The 20,295-nt window shown below is 71.8% G+C and carries 17 protein-coding genes; 6 read left to right on the forward strand and 11 right to left on the reverse strand.

The window, feature by feature from the left end; translation table 11 throughout:
- Positions 1-21 precede the first annotated feature (21 nt).
- On the forward strand, positions 22-840 hold the full coding sequence (locus ACP4E5_RS29720; RefSeq protein ID WP_425833944.1) for an isoprenyl transferase: 819 nt from the start codon (positions 22-24) through the stop codon (positions 838-840).
- Positions 841-994: 154 nt separating this feature from the next.
- On the opposite strand, the gene ACP4E5_RS29725 is transcribed toward ACP4E5_RS29720, so the two are convergent.
- The 4 genes from ACP4E5_RS29725 to ACP4E5_RS29740 all read right to left on the reverse strand — a co-directional run bounded on the left by ACP4E5_RS29725 (position 995) and on the right by ACP4E5_RS29740 (position 4,121).
- On the reverse strand, positions 995-1,396 hold the full coding sequence (locus ACP4E5_RS29725; protein WP_425833946.1) for a Fur family transcriptional regulator: 402 nt from the start codon (positions 1,394-1,396) through the stop codon (positions 995-997).
- A gap of 66 nt (positions 1,397-1,462) precedes the next feature.
- Complete coding sequence (locus ACP4E5_RS29730) at positions 1,463-2,356, reverse strand: metal ABC transporter permease (protein WP_425833948.1); 894 nt, start codon at positions 2,354-2,356, stop codon at positions 1,463-1,465.
- A complete protein-coding gene (locus tag ACP4E5_RS29735; RefSeq protein ID WP_425833950.1) occupies positions 2,356-3,138 on the reverse strand; it encodes a metal ABC transporter ATP-binding protein in 783 nt (260 codons plus the stop codon). The genes ACP4E5_RS29730 and ACP4E5_RS29735 overlap by 1 nt, the downstream gene beginning before the upstream one ends.
- A gap of 17 nt (positions 3,139-3,155) precedes the next feature.
- Complete coding sequence (locus tag ACP4E5_RS29740; RefSeq protein WP_425833952.1) at positions 3,156-4,121, reverse strand: metal ABC transporter substrate-binding protein; 966 nt, start codon at positions 4,119-4,121, stop codon at positions 3,156-3,158.
- A gap of 201 nt (positions 4,122-4,322) precedes the next feature.
- Between ACP4E5_RS29740 and ACP4E5_RS29745 the strand changes: the two genes are divergently transcribed.
- Positions 4,323-5,705: a glycine--tRNA ligase gene (locus tag ACP4E5_RS29745; protein ID WP_425833954.1), complete on the forward strand. Its 1,383-nt coding sequence runs from the start codon at positions 4,323-4,325 to the stop codon at positions 5,703-5,705.
- Positions 5,706-5,823: 118 nt separating this feature from the next.
- On the opposite strand, the gene ACP4E5_RS29750 is transcribed toward ACP4E5_RS29745, so the two are convergent.
- The 3 genes from ACP4E5_RS29750 to ACP4E5_RS29760 all read right to left on the reverse strand — a co-directional run bounded on the left by ACP4E5_RS29750 (position 5,824) and on the right by ACP4E5_RS29760 (position 8,976).
- The gene (locus ACP4E5_RS29750; protein ID WP_425833956.1) at positions 5,824-6,405 is read right to left on the reverse strand and encodes a TetR/AcrR family transcriptional regulator; all 582 of its coding nucleotides are present in this window, start codon (positions 6,403-6,405) and stop codon (positions 5,824-5,826) included.
- A 25-nt stretch (positions 6,406-6,430) separates the two neighbouring features.
- Positions 6,431-7,447, reverse strand: coding sequence for an aldo/keto reductase (locus tag ACP4E5_RS29755; protein WP_425833958.1), 1,017 nt, complete (start codon positions 7,445-7,447; stop codon positions 6,431-6,433).
- 98 nt (positions 7,448-7,545) lie between these two features.
- Entirely contained in the window at positions 7,546-8,976 is a 1,431-nt protein-coding gene (locus ACP4E5_RS29760) for an MFS transporter (RefSeq protein WP_425833960.1), read from the reverse strand.
- Between the two features lie 101 nt (positions 8,977-9,077).
- Between ACP4E5_RS29760 and ACP4E5_RS29765 the strand changes: the two genes are divergently transcribed.
- Positions 9,078-9,962, forward strand: a complete 885-nt coding sequence (locus ACP4E5_RS29765) for a helix-turn-helix transcriptional regulator (protein WP_425833962.1) — start codon at positions 9,078-9,080, stop codon at positions 9,960-9,962.
- Here ACP4E5_RS29765 and ACP4E5_RS29770 read toward each other — a convergent pair.
- Together ACP4E5_RS29770 and ACP4E5_RS29775 are read right to left on the reverse strand one after the other, a co-directional pair.
- On the reverse strand, positions 9,957-11,426 hold the full coding sequence (locus tag ACP4E5_RS29770; RefSeq protein ID WP_425833964.1) for an MFS transporter: 1,470 nt from the start codon (positions 11,424-11,426) through the stop codon (positions 9,957-9,959). The genes ACP4E5_RS29765 and ACP4E5_RS29770 overlap by 6 nt on opposite strands.
- A gap of 101 nt (positions 11,427-11,527) precedes the next feature.
- On the reverse strand, positions 11,528-12,955 hold the full coding sequence (locus ACP4E5_RS29775; protein ID WP_425833966.1) for an MFS transporter: 1,428 nt from the start codon (positions 12,953-12,955) through the stop codon (positions 11,528-11,530).
- Between the two features lie 100 nt (positions 12,956-13,055).
- On the opposite strand from ACP4E5_RS29775, the gene ACP4E5_RS29780 reads away from it, so the two are divergent.
- Both ACP4E5_RS29780 and dusB read left to right on the forward strand, forming a co-directional pair.
- Positions 13,056-13,913: a helix-turn-helix transcriptional regulator gene (locus ACP4E5_RS29780; protein WP_425833968.1), complete on the forward strand. Its 858-nt coding sequence runs from the start codon at positions 13,056-13,058 to the stop codon at positions 13,911-13,913.
- 85 nt (positions 13,914-13,998) lie between these two features.
- Positions 13,999-15,126 carry a tRNA dihydrouridine synthase DusB gene (gene dusB, locus ACP4E5_RS29785; protein ID WP_425833970.1) on the forward strand — a complete coding sequence of 376 codons (1,128 nt, stop codon included), beginning with the start codon at positions 13,999-14,001 and terminating at the stop codon, positions 15,124-15,126.
- Between the two features lie 326 nt (positions 15,127-15,452).
- On the opposite strand, the gene ACP4E5_RS29790 is transcribed toward dusB, so the two are convergent.
- Both ACP4E5_RS29790 and ACP4E5_RS29795 read right to left on the reverse strand, forming a co-directional pair.
- Positions 15,453-17,426 carry an amylo-alpha-1,6-glucosidase gene (locus ACP4E5_RS29790; protein WP_425833972.1) on the reverse strand — a complete coding sequence of 658 codons (1,974 nt, stop codon included), beginning with the start codon at positions 17,424-17,426 and terminating at the stop codon, positions 15,453-15,455.
- The gene (locus tag ACP4E5_RS29795; protein WP_425833974.1) at positions 17,423-18,787 is read right to left on the reverse strand and encodes an MGH1-like glycoside hydrolase domain-containing protein; all 1,365 of its coding nucleotides are present in this window, start codon (positions 18,785-18,787) and stop codon (positions 17,423-17,425) included. The genes ACP4E5_RS29790 and ACP4E5_RS29795 overlap by 4 nt, the downstream gene beginning before the upstream one ends.
- A 126-nt stretch (positions 18,788-18,913) precedes the next feature.
- Between ACP4E5_RS29795 and ACP4E5_RS29800 the strand changes: the two genes are divergently transcribed.
- A complete protein-coding gene (locus tag ACP4E5_RS29800) occupies positions 18,914-20,116 on the forward strand; it encodes an ROK family protein (protein WP_425833976.1) in 1,203 nt (400 codons plus the stop codon).
- Positions 20,117-20,295: the final 179 nt, after the last annotated feature.

A 20,295-nucleotide genomic window follows, 5' to 3' on the forward strand; every position in this document is an offset into this window, starting at 1 on the left:
GCTAGGGGAGAGGCCCGGAACATGGCACGTCGCGGAATCCTCGGACGGAACCGCCGTGAGTACACAGCGCCCGAACCGCACCCGTCGGGCGCGCGGCCGCCGAAGGTCCCCGGCGAGCTGGTGCCCCAGCACGTGGCGATCGTGATGGACGGCAACGGGCGCTGGGCCAAGGACCGCGGCCTGCCGCGCACCGAGGGCCACAAGGTCGGCGCCGAGCGCGTGCTCGACGTCCTCCAGGGCGCCATCGAGATGGGCGTGGGCGCCATCTCCCTGTACGCGTTCTCGACGGAGAACTGGAAGCGGTCGCCCGACGAGGTCCGCTTCCTCATGAACTTCAACCGGGACTTCATCCGCAAGACCCGTGACCAGCTCGACGAGCTCGGTGTCCGCGTGCGCTGGGTGGGCCGCATGCCCAAGCTGTGGAAGTCGGTCGCCAAGGAGCTGGAGATCTCCCAGGAGCAGACCAAGGACAACGACAAGCTGACGTTGTACTTCTGCATGAACTACGGCGGCCGCGCCGAGATCGCCGACGCGGCGCAGGCGCTCGCGGAGGACGTGAAGGCGGGGCGGCTCGACCCGTCGAAGGTGAGCGAGAAGACCTTCGCCAGGTACCTGTACTACGCGGACATGCCCGACGTGGACCTGTTCCTGCGCCCCAGCGGCGAACAGCGCACGTCCAACTACCTTCTGTGGCAGAGCGCGTACGCCGAGATGGTCTTCCAGGACGTCCTGTGGCCGGACTTCGACCGCCGCGATCTGTGGCGGGCGTGTGTGGAGTACGCGTCCCGGGACCGGCGGTTCGGCGGGGCCACGCCGAACGAGGTGCTGCTGCGTAAGTAGGCCGAATCAAGCCCCGCCGGCGATTGAGGCGCGGGGTCCGGGGCAGCGCCCCGGCGGCGCCGCGCGCTCAACGTCACGGGGCTCCGCCCCGGACCCCGCTGCTCAATCGCCGCAGGGGCTTGAATTTGCCCACCCGCCGCAGGGGATGAACAGGTCAACCGGCGGCGCACTCCGCGCACGTGCCGAAGATTTCCACCGTGTGGGCCACGTTCACGTAACCGTGCTCGGAGGCGATCGCCTCGGCCCACTTCTCCACCGCGGGGCCCTCCACCTCCACCGCCTTGCCGCAGACGCGGCAGACCAGGTGGTGGTGATGGTCCCCGGTGGAGCAGCGGCGGTAGACCGCCTCGCCCTCGGAGGTGCGCAGGACGTCGACCTCGCCGGCGTCGGCGAGGGACTGCAACGTGCGGTAGACCGTGGTCAGCCCGACCGAGTCGCCCTTGTGCTTGAGGACATCGTGCAGCTCCTGGGCGCTGCGGAACTCGTCCACCTCGTCGAGCGCCGCCGCCACGGCCGCGCGCTGGCGGGTGGACCTGCCTCGAACCGGGGCTGCCACGGGTTTCTCCTCACATCCCTGCACGTACGTACCGCCGCCATTGTGCCAGGAGGCGCCGTGCGGGCGTCATCCGTGAAACGAAGGAGCCGCCGTCTGCTCGGGGATCGGGCAGTCGGCCGGGGCCCCCGCGGGCACCGGGACGGAGCGCGCCCTGCGCCGCGCGAGCGGCTTCGCGAGCACCGCGAGGACGATGAAGGCCGCGATGGTGAGCAGCACGATCGTCGCCCCGGGCGGCACGTCCTGGTAGTACGACGTGACCGTGCCGCCGAGTGTCACCGCGACGCCGAGCGCCACCGAGATCACGAACGTCGCCTTGAAGCTGCGGGTCAGCTGCTGCGCGGCGGCGACCGGCACCACCATCAGGGCGGACACGAGCAGCAGTCCGACCACGCGCATCGCGACCGTCACGGTGACCGCCGCCGTGACCGCGATGAGCAGGTTGAGCGCGCGCACCGGCAGGCCCGTGACCCGCGCGAACTCCTCGTCCTGGCTCACCGCGAACAGCTGCTTGCGCAGGCCCACCGTCACGAGCACCACGAACGCCGCGAGCAGGCAGATGGCGAGGACGTCGTCCTGCGACACCGTCGAGAGCGAGCCGAAGAGGTACGAGTTGAGGTTGGCGTTGGAGCCGCCGGGCGCCAGGTTGATGAACATGACGCCGCCCGCCATGCCGCCGTAGAAGAGCATCGCGAGCGCGATGTCGCCGCGCGTCTTCCCGTACCAGCGGATCAACTCCATGATCACGGCGCCGAGTACGGAGACCAGCGTCGCCATCCACACCGGCGAGGTGGAGAGCAGGAAGCCGAGGCCGACGCCCGTCATCGCCACGTGGCCGATGCCGTCGCCCATCAGGGCCTGGCGGCGCTGGACGAGGTAGATGCCGACGGCCGGGGCCGTGATGCCGACGAGGACGGCGGCGAGCAGCGCCCGCCGCATGAAGTCGTACGAGAGGAGTTCCATCAGCTCAGCAGTCCTGTGCGGATCGGTTCGGCGGCCGCGTGCGTGTGCGGGTGTACGTGGTCGTGGCCGGGCAGCGCGTGCTGGCCGACGGCCTGCGGGGGCGGGCCGTCGTGCAGCACGCAGCCGTCGCGCAGGACGACCGCGCGGTCGATCAGCGGCTCCAGCGGGCCGAGTTCGTGCAGCACGAGCAGGACGGAGGCGCCGGCCGCGACCTGCGTGCGCAGCGTCGCCGCGAGGATCTCCTGGCTGGCCAGGTCGACGCCCGCCATCGGCTCGTCCATGATCAGCAGCTCGGGTTCGGCGGCCAGGGCGCGCGCGATGAGCACGCGCTGGTGCTGGCCGCCGGAGAGCGCGTCCACGGAGTCCTTCGCGTGGTCCGCCATCCCGACGAGTTCGAGGGCGCGGGTCACCGCGTCCCGGTCGGCCTTGCGCATCAGGCCGAACCTCGCGCGCGAGAGGCGGCCGGAGGAGACGACCTCGGTGACCGTCGCGGGCACGCCGCCCGCGGCCGTCGTGCGCTGCGGTACGTAGCCGACGCGGGCCCAGTCCTTGAAGCGCCGCCGGGGTGTGCCGAAGATCTCGATGCCGCCGCCGGTGGTCGGGACCTGCCCGATGACGCTGCGGATGGCGGTGGACTTGCCCGACCCGTTCGCCCCGAGCAGGGCGACGACCTCGCCGCGGTGCACGGTGAGGTCGATGCCGCGCAGCACGGGGCGCCCGCCGAGCTCGGCCGTCACCTTGCTCAGCGAGATGACGGCTTCCCGTTCGCTCACGTCGCCCATGTCGCTCTCCTCCGGGGTCACTTGGTGCCCAGCGCCTTCTGGAGCGCCGCGAGGTTCGACTCCATGACCGAGATGTAGTCGTCGCCCTTGGACTTCTTCGTGATGCCCTCGATCGGGTCGAGCACATCGGTCTTGAGCTTCGCGTCGCCCGCGAGGGTCTTGGCCGTCTTGTCGCTGACGAGCGTCTCGTAGAAGACGGTGGAGACGCCGTCGTGCTCGGCCGTCTGCTGGAGCTGCTTGACGCGGGCGGCGCTGGGCTCGCTCTCCGGGTCCAGGCCGTTGATGGCCTCCTCGGTGAGGCCGTAGCGCTCGGCGAGGTAGCCGAAGGCGGCGTGCGTCGTGATGAACGTCGCGGACCCCGAGGATGCAGCGTCCTTGAGGCCCTTCTCGTACTTGGTGGTGAGGTCGTCCAGCTTTCCGACCAGGGCCTTGGTGTTCTTCTTGTACTCGGCCGCGTGGTCCGGGTCGGCCTTCTCAAGCGCCTTGCCGACGCCCTCGGCGACCTCGGCGTACTTCACCGGGTCGAGCCAGATGTGCGGGTCGGCGGCGTCCTCGTCGTGGGTGTGCTCGGCGTGCCCGTGGTCGTGGCCGTCGACCTCGTTGCCGTGCTTCTCCAGGGAGGTCAGGGAGCCCGCGTCGATCTTCGTCTTGATGTCGGACTGGTCGATCGCCTCGTCGACGGAGGGCTGGAGGCCCTTCAGGTAGACGGCGACGTCGGACTCCTCGAGCTGGGCGCGCTGCTTGGCGCTGACCTCCAGGTCGTGCGGCTCCTGGCCGGGCTCGGTCAGGTTCGTGACGTCGACGTGGTCGCCGCCGATCTCCTGGGCGAGGTACTGCATCGGATAGAACGACGCGACGACGCTCAGCTTGCCGCCGCTCCCCTTGTCTTCCGCGGCGGAGCTGCCGCACGCGGTCAAGGCGCCGAGACCGAGGGCGGTGACGGCGGCTACGGGTATCAGGCGGCGGGATCGTCGTACGTTCATGACTGTCATTTTCAACAAAACTGGAAACGGTTGTCAACAAGGTCTTGGGTCAAGGTCTTGGTCGAGGTCTTCGTCACGCTCGGTCCCGCTCTGTCCCCGGAACCGATTTGGTTCGGGGGGTGGGCCCGCCGGTAACCTGAAGCATTCGCTCCCGGAGCGCGTATCCAGCGCGCTCACCGTCGTCGTAATGAAGAGAGCACCGTGGCCGCCGACAAGATCGACACCATCGTCAGCCTCAGCAAGCGCCGTGGCTTCGTCTACCCCTGCAGTGAGATCTACGGTGGTCAGCGCGCTGCCTGGGACTACGGGCCGCTGGGCGTGGAGCTGAAGGAGAACCTCAAGCGTCAGTGGTGGCGCTACATGGTCACTTCGCGCGAGGACGTCGTCGGTATCGACTCGTCCGTGATCCTGGCGACCGAGGTCTGGCAGGCCTCCGGCCACGTCGCCACGTTCACCGACCCGCTCACCGAGTGCACCTCCTGCCACAAGCGGTTCCGTGCGGACCACCTTGAGGAGGCGTACGAGGCGAAGAAGGGCCGGCTCCCCGAGAACGGTCTGGCCGACCTCAGCTGCCCCAACTGCGGCAACAAGGGCACGTTCACCGAGCCCAAGCAGTTCTCCGGCCTGCTCTCCACGCACCTCGGCCCGACGCAGGACAGCGGCTCCGTCGCCTACCTGCGCCCCGAGACCGCGCAGGGCATCTTCACCAACTTCAGCCAGGTGCAGACGACTTCGCGCCGCAAGCCGCCTTTCGGCATCGCGCAGATGGGCAAGTCGTTCCGCAACGAGATCACGCCCGGCAACTTCATCTTCCGCACCCGCGAGTTCGAGCAGATGGAGATGGAATTCTTCGTCAAGCCCGGCGAGGACGAGGCGTGGCAGGAGTACTGGATGGAGCAGCGCTGGAACTGGTACACGGGCCTCGGCATGCGCGAGGAGAACATGCGCTGGTTCGAGCACCCGAAGGAGAAGCTCTCCCACTACTCGAAGCGCACCGCTGACATCGAGTACCGCTTCAGCTTCGGCGGCAGCGAGTGGGGCGAGCTCGAGGGCGTCGCCAACCGCACCGACTACGACCTGTCGGCGCACTCCAAGGCCTCCGGCCAGGACCTCTCCTACTTCGACCAGGAGAAGGGCGAGCGCTACACGCCGTACGTCATCGAGCCCGCGGCCGGTGTCGGCCGCGCGATGCTCGCGTTCATGATGGACGCGTACGTCGAGGACGAGGCGCCCAACGCCAAGGGCAAGATGGAGAAGCGCACGGTCATGCGCTTCGACCACCGCATCGCCCCGGTGAAGGTCGCGGTGCTCCCGCTGTCCCGCAACCCGGAGCTGTCGCCGAAGGCGAAGGGGCTCGCGCAGGCGCTGCGGCAGAACTGGAACATCGACTTCGACGACGCGGGTGCGATCGGCCGTCGTTACCGTCGCCAGGACGAGATCGGTACGCCGTTCTGTGTCACGGTCGACTTCGACACGCTCGACGACAACGCGGTGACCGTGCGTGAGCGGGACACCATGAAGCAGGAGCGGGTGTCGCTCGACCAGATCGAGGGCTACCTCGCGGCGCGGCTCGTCGGCTGCTGAAGCTGAGCGTTCGGGCCCGGTCCACCCGCAGGTGGGCCGGGCCCGGTTGCGTAAATTCAAGCCCCTGCGGCGATTGAGCAGCGGGGTCCGGGGCGGAGCCCCGCGACCGCAACCCCGTCTAGCTCCGCAACCCGCGCAGCACAAGCGACACGACCGCGTCGAAGGCCTCCCGCGCGCCCTCCCGGGACCACTCGCCCGCATACACGGGATCGTGGAAGTGGGCCGTGGCCTCGAAGACCGCCCGGGACGTCGCGGCGAGGTCATCCGCCTCGAACTCGCCCGCGTCGACGCCCTGTTGGAGGATCGACGTCAGCTGAGCCGTGAGCTCGGAGATGTGCGCGTCGACCACGCCGCCCTGCTCGTCCGTCAGGACGGAGTACGTGGCGAAGAGTTCGGGGTCGTCGCCCGCCTTGTGGCGCTTGGCCTCGAAGAGGGTCGCGAGCCAGTGACGCAGCTTGTCGGCCGCGGGCTCGTCCGCGGCGACGACCTCGGCGAGCCGCGCCGTCGTCCGGTCCAGCCAGCGCTTCGTGACCGCGCCGCGCAGCTCCGCCTTCGTACGGAAGTGCCGGTACACCGAGCCGTGGCTGACCCCGAGCGCGCGCGCCACGTCGACGACGGTCGCCTTCGCGGGGCCGTGCCTGCGCAGGACGTCCTCTGTCGCGGCGAGGATGCGCTCGGGGGTCAGGGTCTCGGGGGCCATGGCTACGAAGTTACCGGGCCGCTGATCAGTGCTCGCTGTCGAGGTGTGCCATTTGGGCCGCCGGGTAACGGTCGCCGGCCGCGGCGTCGGCGGGCACCGCTTCCTCGATGGCGGCGAGGTCGGCGGCGTCCAGCGTGACGTCGAGGGAACCGAGGGCCTCCGTCAGACGCTCGCGGGTGCGGGCGCCGATCAGCGGGACGATGTCCTCGCCGCGGGCGGACACCCACGCGATCGCGATCTGCGCGACGCTCACGCCCTTCTGCTCGGCGATCTTGCGGAGCTGCTCGACGAGGTCCAGGTTGTGCTGGAGGTTCTCGCCCTGGAAGCGCGGGCTGAAGGCACGGAAGTCGCCCGCGCCGAGCTTGCGGTCGCGCGTGAAGTGGCCGGAGATCAGGCCGCGCGAGAGCACGCCGTACGCGGTGACGCCGATGCCGAGATCGCGGGTGGCCGGCAGGATCGACTCCTCGATGCCGCGCGAGATGAGCGAGTACTCGATCTGGAGGTCGGAGATCGGGGCCGTCGCCGCCGCCCGGCGGATGGTGTCCGCGCCGACCTCGGACAGGCCGATGTGGCGCACGTACCCCTGCTCGACGAGTTCGGCGATCGCGCCGACCGTCTCCTCGATCGGCACCTCGGGGTCGAGGCGGGCGGGCCGGTAGATGTCGATGTGGTCGACGCCGAGGCGCTGAAGCGAGTACGCGGCGAAGTTCTTCACCGCCTCGGGGCGGGCGTCGTAGCTGTTCCAGGAGCCGTCCGGGCCGCGCAGGGCGCCGAACTTCACGCTGGTCAACGCGTTCTCCCGGGCCGCGGTGGGCGCCGTGCGCAGGGCCTCGCCGAGCAGCATCTCGTTGTGGCCCATCGCGTAGAAGTCGCCGGTGTCGAGGAGCGTGACCCCGGCGTCGAGCGCGGCGTGCACCGTGGCGATGGACTCGGCGCGGTCGGCCTCGCCGTACAGCGCGGACATGCCCATGCAGCCGAGGCCGAGGGCGGCGGTGCGCGGGCCCGTGGTGCCGAGGGTGCGGGTGGGGAGGGCGGTGGTCATGGGGGCTCCTTCGGGTGGGTGACTCCAGCGTCGCATGACAGGTGACAGATTTCAATATCTGTCACCTGTCACCTCCTCTGTGGGTGTGTGCTCGGCGGTCAGGCGATCCGGCGCGGCAGCCGCACGCTCAGCAGCGTCGTCAGCGCCACCGCGGCGAGCTGCACCAGCAGCGTCAGCACCAGCGCGTCGCGCATGCCCGCGCCGGGTGCCACGGAGAGGAACAGCGAACCCAGCGTGGCCACGCCCAGCGCGAGCGCCGCCTGCTGCGTCGTCGTCATCACGCCGCTGCCGACGCCCGCCCTCGCCGCCGGCACCTCGGAGAGGACGATCCGGAAGATGATCGGCAGCTGGAGCGCCTGTCCCGCCCCGGCGAGCACCGATCCCGGCAGCATCTCCAGGATCCCGAGGTCCGGCCAGGAGCGCCATGCGGCGAACGCGATCAGCGCCACCCCGGCCGCTTGCAGCAGGCCGCCCACCGTGACGACGCGCGCGCCCCAGCGGGACACCAGGCGCGGCCCCGCGAGCGAGGTCGCGAAGAAGACCGCCGCCATCGGCGCGATCGTCATCCCGGCCTCCGTCGCACCGAGGCCCTCACCGCGCTGCAACGCCACCGCGATCACGAACATGAACCCGCTGAAGCCGATGGAGAACGGCACGATCATCACCAACCCGCGCCGCAGCGACGTGAGTTGGAAGAGCGACGGCGGTACGAGAGGGGTGCGTCCCGCGCGGTCGGCCGCGCGCTCCACCGCGTAGAAGACGTACGCGAGGAACGGGAACGCCGCGAGGCTCAGCCACGTCCACAGCGGCCAGCCCGCGGCCCGGCCCTCGGTCAGCGGGGCGAGCAGTGCGATCAGGGCGAGCGCGAGCAATATCGTGCCGGGCACGTCGACCGGCTCCGGCCGGTCGGAGCGGGTCTCCGGGACCGTACGGGCGGTGAGCACCAGGGCGAGGACGACGACCGGCACGTTCACCAGGAACACCGAGCGCCAGCCCGTGCCGAGCAGGTCGGCCGAGACGAGCAGGCCGCCGAGCACCTGGCCCGCCACCATCGAAAGACCGGCCGTGGCGCCGTACTTGCTCATGGCGCGCGCCCGGTGCGGGCCGCTCGTCGTGGCCTGGATGGTGGCGAGGACCTGCGGCAGCATCAGCGCGGACGCGGCGCCCTGCGCGACCCGGGCGGCGACCAGGGTCCACGCGGTGGGCGCGAGTCCGCAGGCCAGCGAGGTGAGGCCGAAGGCCGCCGTGCCGAGGACGAACAGGCGGCGGCGCCCGAGGAGATCGCCGAGCCGGCCGCCGAGGACGAGCAGGACCGCGTACGTGATCCCGTAGCCCGCCACGACGAGTTCGAGGACGGGTTCGCTCGCGTGCAGATCGCGGCCGATGGTGGGCAGGGCGACGTTGACGATGAAGAAGTCGATGAGCGGCAGGGCCGCGCCGAGCAGCACGGTGAGCAGGCCGAGGCCGCCGAGCGCGGTCGGGGTCCGGTCACCGGCGTGGATGGGCCGGGCCTGGATGGGGGTCGTCATGCCATTGAGCGTCGACCGGTTCCGAGACGGGTACCAGAGTGTTCTTATCCTGGTAGAAACTCCACCTGGAAACAGGCTCCGGCGGGGTCCATCCTGGGTGCATGGCCACGATGACACGGGATGTGCCAGATGTGCGCGGCAGCGGTCCGGCCGACATCCGGCGGCACGAACTGGGGGCCTTTCTGCGCACCCGGCGCGAGCGGATCTCGCCCGAGGACGTGGGACTGCCGCGCGGCCGGCGCCGCCGCACGCCGGGCCTGCGCCGCGAGGAGGTCGCCCACCTCTCGGCGGTCGGCGTCACCTGGTACACGTGGCTGGAGCAGGCCCGTGACATCCAGGTCTCCGCGCAGGTCCTCGACGCGCTGGCCCGCACGCTGCGGCTCGACGCGAGCGAGCGGGCCCATCTGTTCGGACTCGCGGGCGCCATCGACCCGACACCGGCGGCGAGCTGCGCCACGCTGACGCCCGAACTGCGCCAGATGCTGGTCCAGTTGGAGCCGATGCCAGCCTGCGTGATGAATAGCCGCTACGACATCCTCGCCTACAACCGTACGTACGGGCGGATGCTGAGCGACCTGGACGCGATCCCGCCCGAGGACCGCAACTGGATGCTGCTGGCCTTCACCAACGAGCAGTGGCGCGCGGGGATCGTCTTCCTCGACGACGTGTTGCGCACCCTGGCCGCCAAGTTCCGTGCGGGCATGACCGACCGTCTCGCCGACCCCGCGTGGAAGCTGGTCCTGAAGCGGCTGCTCGACGAGTCCGCCGAGTTCCGCGCGCTCTGGGAGCGGCACGACGTCGTGCGGTCCGTGCCCAGCAAGGTCAAGCACTTCCGCAACCCGGACGTCGGGCCGCTCTCCGTCGTCCACACCGATCTGTGGCTCGGCCGGGACTGCGGCGCCCGCATGGTCACGTACGCGCCGGCGGACGACGCTTCCCGTGAACGCCTCGACCGGCTCCAGGAGTTGGCGGCCGCCGGGTCATGAACCGGCGGCGGCCTTGGTCATCGCCGCGTCCTCCGCGTCCTCCAGACGCTCCGCCGTCCGCCGCGCCGTCTCCCGTGCCCAGTGGCCGCTGGTCAGCGCGCCGAGCGCCAGGACGGCGAGGCCGCACCCGGCGATGATCCACCAGCAGGTCCGGCTCGCGCCGACGAAGGCATGGGCGTACGAGGATTCCGCGACGCCCGACGCGAGGACCGCGCCGATCACGGCGACGCCGAGGGTCTGGCCGATCTGGCGGCTGGTGGAGGCGACCGCGGCGGCCACGCCCGCCTGGGCGCGCGGCATTCCGGAGACGGCCGTGTTGGTGATCGGCGCGTTCACGAAGCCGAAGCCGATGCCGAACAGGACGTAGCCGATGAAGAGCGTGACGTTCGAGGTCTCCGCGTCGAACGCCGCGAAGAGGACGCCGCTCGCCGTCATCATCACGCCCGCGACGAGCAGGGGCAGCCGCGGTCCGCGGCTGCCGACCAGCCGCCCGGACAGCGGGGCGCACACCAGCGTCATCGCCGCCATCGGCAGCATCCACAGGCCCGCGTGCAGCGCGTCCAGGCCGCGTACGTCCTGGAGGTAGAGCGTCGACAGGAACAGGAAGCCGCCGAGCGCCGCGAAGCCGCAGATCGCGATCACGGTGGCGCCGCTGAACGGGGCCGAGTGGAAGAACCGCAGGTCGATGAGGGGTTCCTCGCGGCGGGGCTCGTAGATGAGGATGCCGATGAGCGCGGCGACGGCGATCGCGGCGAAGACGATGATCCGTACGGAGGTCCAGCCCGCGTCGGGCGCCTCGATGATCGCGTACGTGAGCGAGCCGAGCAGCGCGATGATCAGGAGCTGGCCGACCGGGTCGGGGCGGCGGGCCTTCGGGGCGCGGGACTCGGGGACGTAGCGGATCGTGAGGAGCAGGGCCGCGAGGCCGACGGGCAGGTTGATCCAGAAGATCGAGCGCCAGCCGACGGAGTCCACGAGCAGCCCGCCGACCAGCGGCCCGGCCGCCATGGAAATACCGACGACGCCGCCCCACACGCCGATGGCACGGGCCCGCTCGCGCGGGTCCGTGAACGTGTTCGTGATGATCGACATCGCGACCGGGTTGAGCATCGAGCCGCCGACGGCCTGCAACATCCGGAACGCGACCAGCGCCTCCAGCGACGGGGCGAGCGAGCAGGCGACGGAGGCGACCGTGAAGACGGTCAGGCCGATCGTGAAGACCTTCCGCCGCCCGATCCGGTCGGCCGTCGAACCGGCGAGCATCAGCAGCGCGGCGAGCACCAGGGTGTAGGCGTCGATCGTCCACTGCATGCCCGAGAGCGTGGCGTCGAAGTCCTTCGCCATGGAGGGGAGGGCGACGTTCAGGACGGTGTTGTCGAGGCTGACGATCAGCAGGCTCATACAGCAGATCGCCAGAACGAGCATCCGCCGGCGGTGGGTCAGTGTTTGTCGTGCATCGGGCATGTGTCCGACGGTAGCCGGATCTGCTGTGAGGTGAGACCACTCAAGCCCCTGCGGCGATTGAGCAGCGGGGTCCGGGGCGGAGCCCCGTGGGCGGAGGGCGGTCAAGTGAGGTCTCGCGGTAGCCGCAACGCCAGCACCGCGAGCCCGAGAAGCCCGACCGCCTGCACCGCGAACACCACCACAAGCGCCACCCGCATCCCCGCCCCCGGCACCACCGCCAGAAACAACGACCCAAGCGTGGCCACGCCCACCGCGAGGCACGCCTGCTGCACCGTCGCCGCGAGCCCACTGCCCGCCCCGGCCCGCGCCGCCGGCACCGCGCCCAGCACGATCCGGTAGTAGAGCGGCAACTGGAGCCCGGTGCCGATTCCCGTCAGGGCGAGCCCCGGCGCCAGCACCAGCGGCGTGATCCGGTCCCACGGCACCCACAGCGCGGTGAGCGCGAACGCGGCGAGCCCCGCGATGTGCGACACCACGCTCACCACCAGCGTCCGCGAGCCGAACCTCGCCGCGAGCCGGGGCGCCAGCGTCGACGCCGCGAACTGCGCCACACCCATCGGGACCAGCGTCAGACCGGCCTCCAACGGACCGTAGCGCAGGCCCTGTTGGAGGGTGACGGCGCTGACGAACATCCAGCTCGCGAACCCGATGAAGATCGGCAGACCGAGCACGAGGCCGCGCCGCACCGCGGGCGCCGCCACCAGCGAGGGCGGCAGCAGTGGGCTCCCGCCCGTGCGCTCGGCGCGCCGCTCCACCGCCACGAACGCCAGGACCAGGAACGGCGCCGCGACCAGCGAGACCACCGACCACACCGGCCACCCCGTCGCCCGCCCCTCCGTCAGCGGCAGCAGCAGCGCGATCAGCGACGCGGCGAACAGCGCCGTGCCCGCGAGGTCACCGCGCGCGGGCCGCTCGGCGCGGCTGTCCGGCACGGACCGTACGGCGAGCAGCAGCGCGAGGACGACGACCGGCACGTTCACGAGGAACACCGCGCGCCAGCCCGTGCCGAACACGTCGGCGGCCACCAGGAGACCGCCGGCCACCTGCCCGAGCACGATGCCGACGCCGCCCACGGACCCGTACAGGGACACAGCCCGCGTTCGCCGCTCCCCGCTCGTCGTGGCGTGGATGGTGGCGAGGACCTGCGGCAGCATCAGCGCGGACGCGGCGCCCTGCGCGACCCGGGCGCCGACCAGGGTCCACGCGGTGGGCGCGAGTCCGCAGGCCAGCGAGGTGAGCCCGAAGGCGGCGACCCCGGCGAGGAACAGCCGCCTGCGCCCGAAGGTGTCGCCGAGCCGCCCGCCGAGCACCAGCAGCACGGCGTACGCGACCGCGTAACCGGCCACGATCATCTCCAGTCCCGCGGCGGAGGCGTTCAGGTCGCGCTCGATGCTGGGGAGGGCGACGTTCACGATGAAGAAGTCGATCATCGGCAGCGCGGCGCCGAGGAGGACGGTGAGCAGGCCGACGGGGCCGAGGTGCGGGGTGTCGTCGGCCGGTGGGGCGTTGGTGGTTTCGAGCGTGGTCATGGCTCGACCATCGCCGGACGCTCAGCCTGGTACCAGAGTCTTCTCATCCTGTTACAGGCAGTACCTGGCAACCGGATGACGGTCCGGGCATCCTGGTGGCATGTCGACCCGCCCCGTCTCCGACGACCCCCGCCGCACCGAACTCGCCGCGTTCCTGCGCAGCCGTCGCGAGCGGATCACGCCCGAGCGGGCCGGGCTGCCGCGCACCGCCCGCCGCCGCACGCCGGGCCTGCGCCGCGAGGAGGTCGCGCACCTCGCCGCCGTCGGCGTCACCTGGTACACGTGGCTGGAGCAGGGCCGCGCGATCAACGTGTCGCCCGGCGTCCTCGACGCGATCGCCCGCGCCCTCCAGATGGATCCGACCGAGCGCGGCCACGCCTTCGCCCTCGCGGGCACCACCGACCCGCACGCCGAGACCGTCTGCCCGGCCGTCACACCCACGATGCTGCGCCTCATGGACACCCTGGCGCCCTACCCGGCGGCCCTGCAGAACGCCCGCTACGACGTCCTCGCCGCCAACCGCGCCTACGCCGACGTCTTCGGCGACCCCATGGAACTCCCGCCCGAAGAGCGCAACTGCATGTGGCTGCTCGCCATGAGTGACCGCTGGCGCGAGCAGTTCCTCGACCGCGACGAGATGCTGCGCGACCTGGCCGCCAAGTACCGCACGTCGATGGCCGAGCACGTCGCCGAACCGGCCTGGAAGGCGCGGGTGGCCCGCCTCCTGGAGGCGTCGGCGGAGTTCCGCGCGATCTGGGAGCGGCACGAGGTCGCGCCGACGGTCCCGCACGTCAAGAGCTACCGGCACCCCGAGGCGGGGCTGCTGCGCCTGGAGCACCGCAACCTGTGGCTGTCGCCGGAGCACAGCGCGTACCGCCTGGTCGCGTACGTTCCCGCGGACGAGGAGACCGGCGAGCGGCTGGCGGGACTGGCGGCTCCGGCGGCCGTGACGGGCTGAGCGAGGGCCGGGCGGGGAGTGAGGGACAATGGATGCTTGTCCGCGCCCGTCGAAGGTGAAGTCGTACGTTCCGGAGAGCCCAGCGATGTCCGCTCTGACCATTGGTCCCCACCTGGTGCAGCCCCCCGTGGTGCTCGCCCCCATGGCGGGGATCACGAACGCCCCGTTCCGCACGCTGTGCCGGGAGTTCTCCGGCGGCAAGGGCCTGTTCGTGAGCGAGATGATCACGACGCGGGCGCTGGTCGAGCGCAACGAGAAGACCATGCAGCTCATTCACTTCGACGAGAGTGAGAAGCCGAGGTCGATCCAGCTGTACGGGGTCGACCCGGCCACCGTCGGCAAGGCCGTCCGCATGATCGCGGAAGAGGACCTGGCCGACCACATCGACCTGAACTTCGGCTGCCCGGTCCCGAAGGTGACGCGCAAGGGCGGCGGCTCCGCGCTCCCGTACAAGCGGAACCTGCTGCGCGCGATCCTCAAGGAGGCCGTGTCCGGCGCCGGGGACCTCCCGGTCACGATGAAGATGCGCAAGGGCATCGACGACGACCACATCACGTACCTCGACGCGGGACGGATCGCGGTCGAGGAGGGCGTCACGGCGATCGCGCTGCACGGGCGTACGGCGGCGGAGCACTACGGCGGCACGGCCGACTGGGACGCGATCGCGCGCCTGAAGGAGCACGTCCCGGAGATCCCGGTGCTGGGCAACGGCGACATCTGGTCGGCGGACGACGCGCTGCGCATGGTCCGCGAGACCGGGGTCGACGGGGTGGTCGTGGGGCGCGGGTGCCTCGGCCGGCCGTGGCTGTTCGCGGATCTGGTGGCGGCGTTCGAGGGGCGCGAGGAGCGGGTCCGGCCGACGCTGCGGGTGGTGGCCGACGCGATGGTGCGGCATGCGGCGTTGCTCGGGGAGTGGATCGGTGACGAGTCGCGGGGCGTGATCGACTTCCGTAAGCATGTGGCCTGGTACCTGAAGGGGTTCGCGGTCGGCGGTGAGCTGCGCAAGCGGCTCGCGACCACGTCGTCCCTGGCCGAACTCCGTTCCGGGCTCGACGAGTTGGACCTGGACCAGGGGTGGCCCTCGGGGGCCGACGGGCCTCGGGGCCGCACCTCCGGCAACGGTCGGGTGGTTCTGCCGGACGGGTGGCTGAAGGACCCGTACGACTGTGCGGGGCTCTCCGAGGACGCGGAACTCGACACGTCTGGCGGCTGACCGGACTCCTGTTGCGCGGCCCCGTCCCCCGGCCACGGGGCTCCGCCCCGGACCCCGCGCCTCAATCGCCGGCGGGGCTTGAAAGATCGGGGCTCCGCCCCGGACCCCGCTGCTCAAACGCCGCAGGGGCTTGATATGCCCACCCGCCGCGGGGGCTTGATTGGCCTACCGACGGAAGGGCTGGATGGGCTCGGTATCGTCACCGACTTGGGCAATCTGCCGCCTTGGGCGGCAGGGTGGGCAAGGCGGCGCACGGTGCCGCGTAACCATTGCTACGGCGTCGACCCCGTCGCAGCTCACAGGCCGCGGTGCCGGTCGCAGAGACGTCAGGCGCCCACCGCGGTGAGTAGGGCCAGGGGCGTCGCCGCGGAGCGGGACTCGCGGGCGCACGCGTGCGGGTAGGGCACGGGCGCCGGGTGCGCAGACCTGGCGTAGCCCGCCAGGACCTCCGGGAGGCGCCCGCCGCAGGCGGTTGCCGCGGAGATCAGGCCGGACGCCACCGTCCGCGCCTCGTCGTGCAACCCGTACCGGGCGAGACCGAGAGCGATCAGCGCGTTGTCGTGCGGCCACACCGAACCCCGGTGGTAGGACAGCGGGTGGTACGCGGCCTGGCCGGAGGCCACCGTGCGGACACCCCAGCCGGAGAAGAAGTCCGGCTCCAGGAGTCGGCGGCCGACCGCCTCCCCGTAGTCCTTGTCCAGCAGCCCCGACCACAGCAAGTGACCCGCGTCGGACGCCAGCGCGTCCAGTTGGCGTCCCTCCCCGTCCAACGCCAGCGCGGGGAACCCTGCCTCCTCCATCCAGAAGTCCCGTACGAAACGGTCCCGCAGGTCCGACGCCGCCTGCGTCAACAGGTCCGCGTACACCTTGTCGTCCCACACCGTCCGCGCCAGAACCGCCGTGCGCCGCAACGCGTCGTACGCGTACCCCTGCGCACCCGCCGCCATCACGGGCCCCGTCGCCCGGCCGCCGTCCGCGGAGCAGATCGCGCCGGGGGAGTCCTTCCAGTTCTGGTTGGCGAGCCCGCCCCGGTCGGCGCGGTACACGAGGTAGCCGCGCGACGTGAGCCCGCCGTGGTCGAGCATCCAGCCCACCGCCGCCCGTGCGTGGGGCTCAAGACGCCGGGCGAGAGCGGCGTCCCCGGTCTGCTCCACGTACGTGGCAAGGAGCACGAGGAACAGCGGCGTCGCGTCCACCGAGCCGTAGTAGCGCCCGTACGGCACCTGCCCGAAGTGCGCCAGCTCCCCGTGCCGCACCTCGTGCACGATCTTCCCGGGCTGCGCCACCGCCTCCTCCACCGCCCCGGTGGCCTGCGTCGCCGCCAGGACGGGGAGCGTCGCCGCGGCGAGTTCCGGCCGGTAGGGCAGCGCGAACAACGACGTCAGCGCCGCGTCCCGGCCGAGCAGCGTCAGGAACCACGGCACCCCGGCCGCCGGAACCAGATGCCGCTCCCCGTCGGGTCCGGTCGCCGGCACCCGCAGCACCGCCAGATCGGCAAGGCCCCGCGCACAGGCGTCCGCGAGCTCCGGCCACGCGCCCGAAAGCTCGATGCCCTGAGTGAACTCCCTTACGGTCTCCGCCAGTTCGGCCGCGACCTCCGCCGGGCCCGCCGCCGGCCTTGCAGGCTCCGCGCCCGAAGGTCGCGCCACCACCCGCAGCAGCAGCTCCGCGCTGCCCTGCCCCGCGAGGTCCAGCGTCCACACGAGGCGGCGCGCCCCGGTCCCCGTCTCCTCCACCGCGTCCGGCGCGGGCTCGCTCGTCACCGTCGTCGACGAGTACCAGTCGCCCCGCTTGTACGTGAACTCCACGCCGTCGTCGAGGACTTCGCGCGTGCGCACCGCTCCGATCTTCGTGTACGTGCGGTGGTCGGAGCGCAGCTCGAACTGGTCGGTGAAGTCGGCGTCGACCGTGAGCGCGATCCGTACCGTCGTCGGCACCGAGCGGTTCGAGACGACTTTCAGGAGCTCCACGAACGAGCCCTCCGCCACGGCCTGTTCGCGGAACAGCGTGTACGCCGACGGCTCCTGGCGCCCGCCGCGCGGCACGAGCACACAGCGCGCGACGCCCTCCTCCTCGTAGGACATGGGGGTCAGCACCTCAGGCGCCGCCCCGTCGACCGTGAGCTGCCAGCGGCACAGGTGGCGCGCGTCCCGCACGAACAGGCCGTCCGGCGAGGAGCCGCCGCGCACCGCGGTCAGCGCGCCGGACGGGTCGGTCGCCACGAACGTCCCTCCGTGCACCAGGAGTTGGCGCCCCCGCCCTCGCCCCTGCCCGTACCCGTGTCCGTGCCCATCCGTCATCGTGACGTCCTCTCGGCCAGCAGATCCAGCGTCAGCGCGGCCGTCCAGCCGAAGCCGCGGGCGCCGCAGCCCGCCCCCGTACGGGGATCCACGTATTCGGCGAAGTCGGACGCGCCCGCGACGTCGAGCATCGCGGCGCGAAGGCGCGCGGCCCGCGCGTGCTCGCCGTGCAGCCGCAGGCCGTGCTCCAGAAGCCAGTTGGTGTTGAACCAGGCGGGGCCGCGCCAGTAGCGGTGCGGGTCGAAGGCCGGCCCGAGCAGGTCGTAGCTGGGCGCCATCCGCACCAGCTCCCCGACACCGAAGTGCGGGCCGCTCGCCGTGTCCACGAGCGCCCGCACCACCTCGCGCGGCAGCGTCGGCAGGATCAGCGGCAGCAGCCCGGAGATGCCGTACTCGCGGACGAGCCCGCCCCCGCCCCGTAGATCCCGGCAGAAGAACATCCCGGCCTCCGGGTCCCACAGCCGCCGCACCAGCGCCGCCGTCAGCCGCTCCGCGCGCGCGTGCCGCGCCGTCCCCGCGGCGCCCAGCTCGCAGGCGATCCGGGCCAGCGCGTGCTCGGAGGCCGCGAGCAGGGCGTTGAAGGAGGGGTCCTCGACCGCGAAGGCCGTCAACTCCCCGCCCCCGTCCGCGTATTCACGATTCCGGTACTCGGCGGCGAGCCGTACGTACCGCCCGTAGTCGAGGTCCGTCGGCCGGTCCTGCGCCGCCCCGTGCTCCAGGTCCGCGCGGCGGAACGCCCCGGCGGGGGTGGGGGAGATCCGGCGCAGCGGGGCGTCCCAGCACGGGCTGTTGTCCATGCCCTGCTCCCAGGGGTGGACCACGGAGACGAGGCCCGCGCCGCCGTGGTCGCGGCGGTGCAGGAGGTAGCGGTGCCAGGCGGCGAGGCCGGGGTAGACGCGCGCCAGGAAGCCGCGGGAGCGGGAGAGGGCCGGGTCCGCGCGGTGCACCAGCCAGGCGGCCAGCGCGTGGACGGGCGGCTGCACGATGCCGGAGGTCTGCACGGCGGCCGGGGCGCCCGCGGCGCGGCCCGCGGTGGAGGAGCGCCAGAAGTCGGGGCTGGGGAAGTAGGCGTCGAGCGCGACGGCGGGGTTGAAGACGATGTGCGGGATCCGGCCGTCGCCCCACTGCGCGGCGAGCAGCGTCTCCAACTCGCCCTGGGCGCGCAGCGGAGAGACATGGCGCAGGCCGATCGCGATGAACGCCGAGTCCCACGACCACTGGTGGGGGTAGAGCGTGCGCGAGGGAACGGTCGAGGTCCCCGTCCAGTTCGCGTCGAGCACGCGCGCGGCGCGGTCCCGTAAGGAGGAGCGGGGCCGCGCGGGCCGCAGGGCTCCTCCGCGCCGCTCGGTCGTGTGCTCCACAGGCCCTCCCCCCGCCCCTTCCCGGGGCTCCCGGTTACGCGTCCCGCAGCATAGGGTTACGTCTGCTTAACACGCAAAACCTAGAATGTAACGCACAGTTGATGAACGCAAGGGGGTAGAGGCGGCATGGCGGGGAATCAGGCGAGCGCCGGGGAGCTGCTGCACCTGGTGCGCAGCGGCAGGGCGACCACACGGGGCGCCCTCCAGGAGGTGACGGGCCTGTCCAGGGCCACGGTCGGCCAGCGCCTCGACCGGCTCTTCCGCGCGGGCTGGCTGCGCGAGGGCGCGGCGGGTCCGGTCAACTCCCGCCTCGGCGGCCGCCCTTCGATCCACCTGGAGTTCGACGACGCGCACGCCGTGGTGCTCGCCGCCGACCTCGACACCCGGCACGCCCGCGCCGCCGTCCTGTCCCTGACCGGCGAGGTGCTCGCGGAGCACATGGACACCCTCACCGTCGACGACGGCCCCGAGCGGGTGCTGTCCCGACTCGGCGGCTGGTTCGGCGACCTGCTGCGGAAGGCGGACCGCTCGCCCGGCCTGGTGTGCGGGATCGGCCTAGCGGTGCCGGGACCCGTCGACTTCGACTCCGGCCGGGTCGTCCAGCCGCCGATCATGCCCGGCTGGGACGGCTACGACATCGTGGGCCGGCTCGCCCGCGCGGCCGCCGAGGGCGCGGGCACCCCGGCCGAACTCCCGGTCCTCGTCGACAACGACGCCAACCTCATGGCGTACGGGGAACAGCGCACCGCCCACCCCGACTGCCGCGCCTTCGCCCTCGTCAAGGTCTCCACCGGGATCGGCGCGGGGGTCGTCGTGGACGGCAGGATCTACCGGGGCATCGACGGCGGCGCGGGCGACATCGGGCACATCCGCGTGCCGGACGGGGCGGACGCGCTGTGCAAGTGCGGCTCGTACGGCTGCCTGGCCGCCGTCGCCAGCGGCCGGGCGGTGGCGCGCCGGCTGAGCGAGGCGGGGGTCCCGGCGACGTCGGGCTCCGACGTGCGCGAGCTGCTCGCCGCCGGGCACCCGGAGGCGCTGCGGCTCGCACGGGAGGCGGGGCACGGGGTCGGCGAGGTCCTCGCGACCGTCGTGACGCTCCTCAATCCCGGCGTTCTCATGATCGCCGGAGATCTGGCCGGAACTGCCTTCCTCACGGGCGTCCGTGAACTTCTGTATCAACGGGCCCTGCCCCGCTCGACCGCGCACCTGGACGTGGTCACCTCCCGGCTCGGCGAGCGCGCGGCGCTCATCGGAGCGGGAGCGCTGGTGGTGGAGGAGCTGTACGCCCCCGCGCGGGCCGAGCGGCGGCTGGCGGCGCTGGGCCTGTGACGCGCCCGTTTCGTCCCCGAGTCGCGTCCGCATGCTGGAACGGGACCGTCCGGGAGCCGCTTCAAACGGCGTGATTCTCGCCACCCCTGATCGGGGTTGCGCTCAGATGAGCGATTAAAGTCCGTCTGCACTTCTCCAAGCCCTGGCACTCAGTGCCACCGCTCGATCATTTATGACCT

The organism is Streptomyces fractus, assembly GCF_049844455.1.
Lineage (GTDB): Bacteria > Actinomycetota > Actinomycetes > Streptomycetales > Streptomycetaceae > Streptomyces > Streptomyces fractus.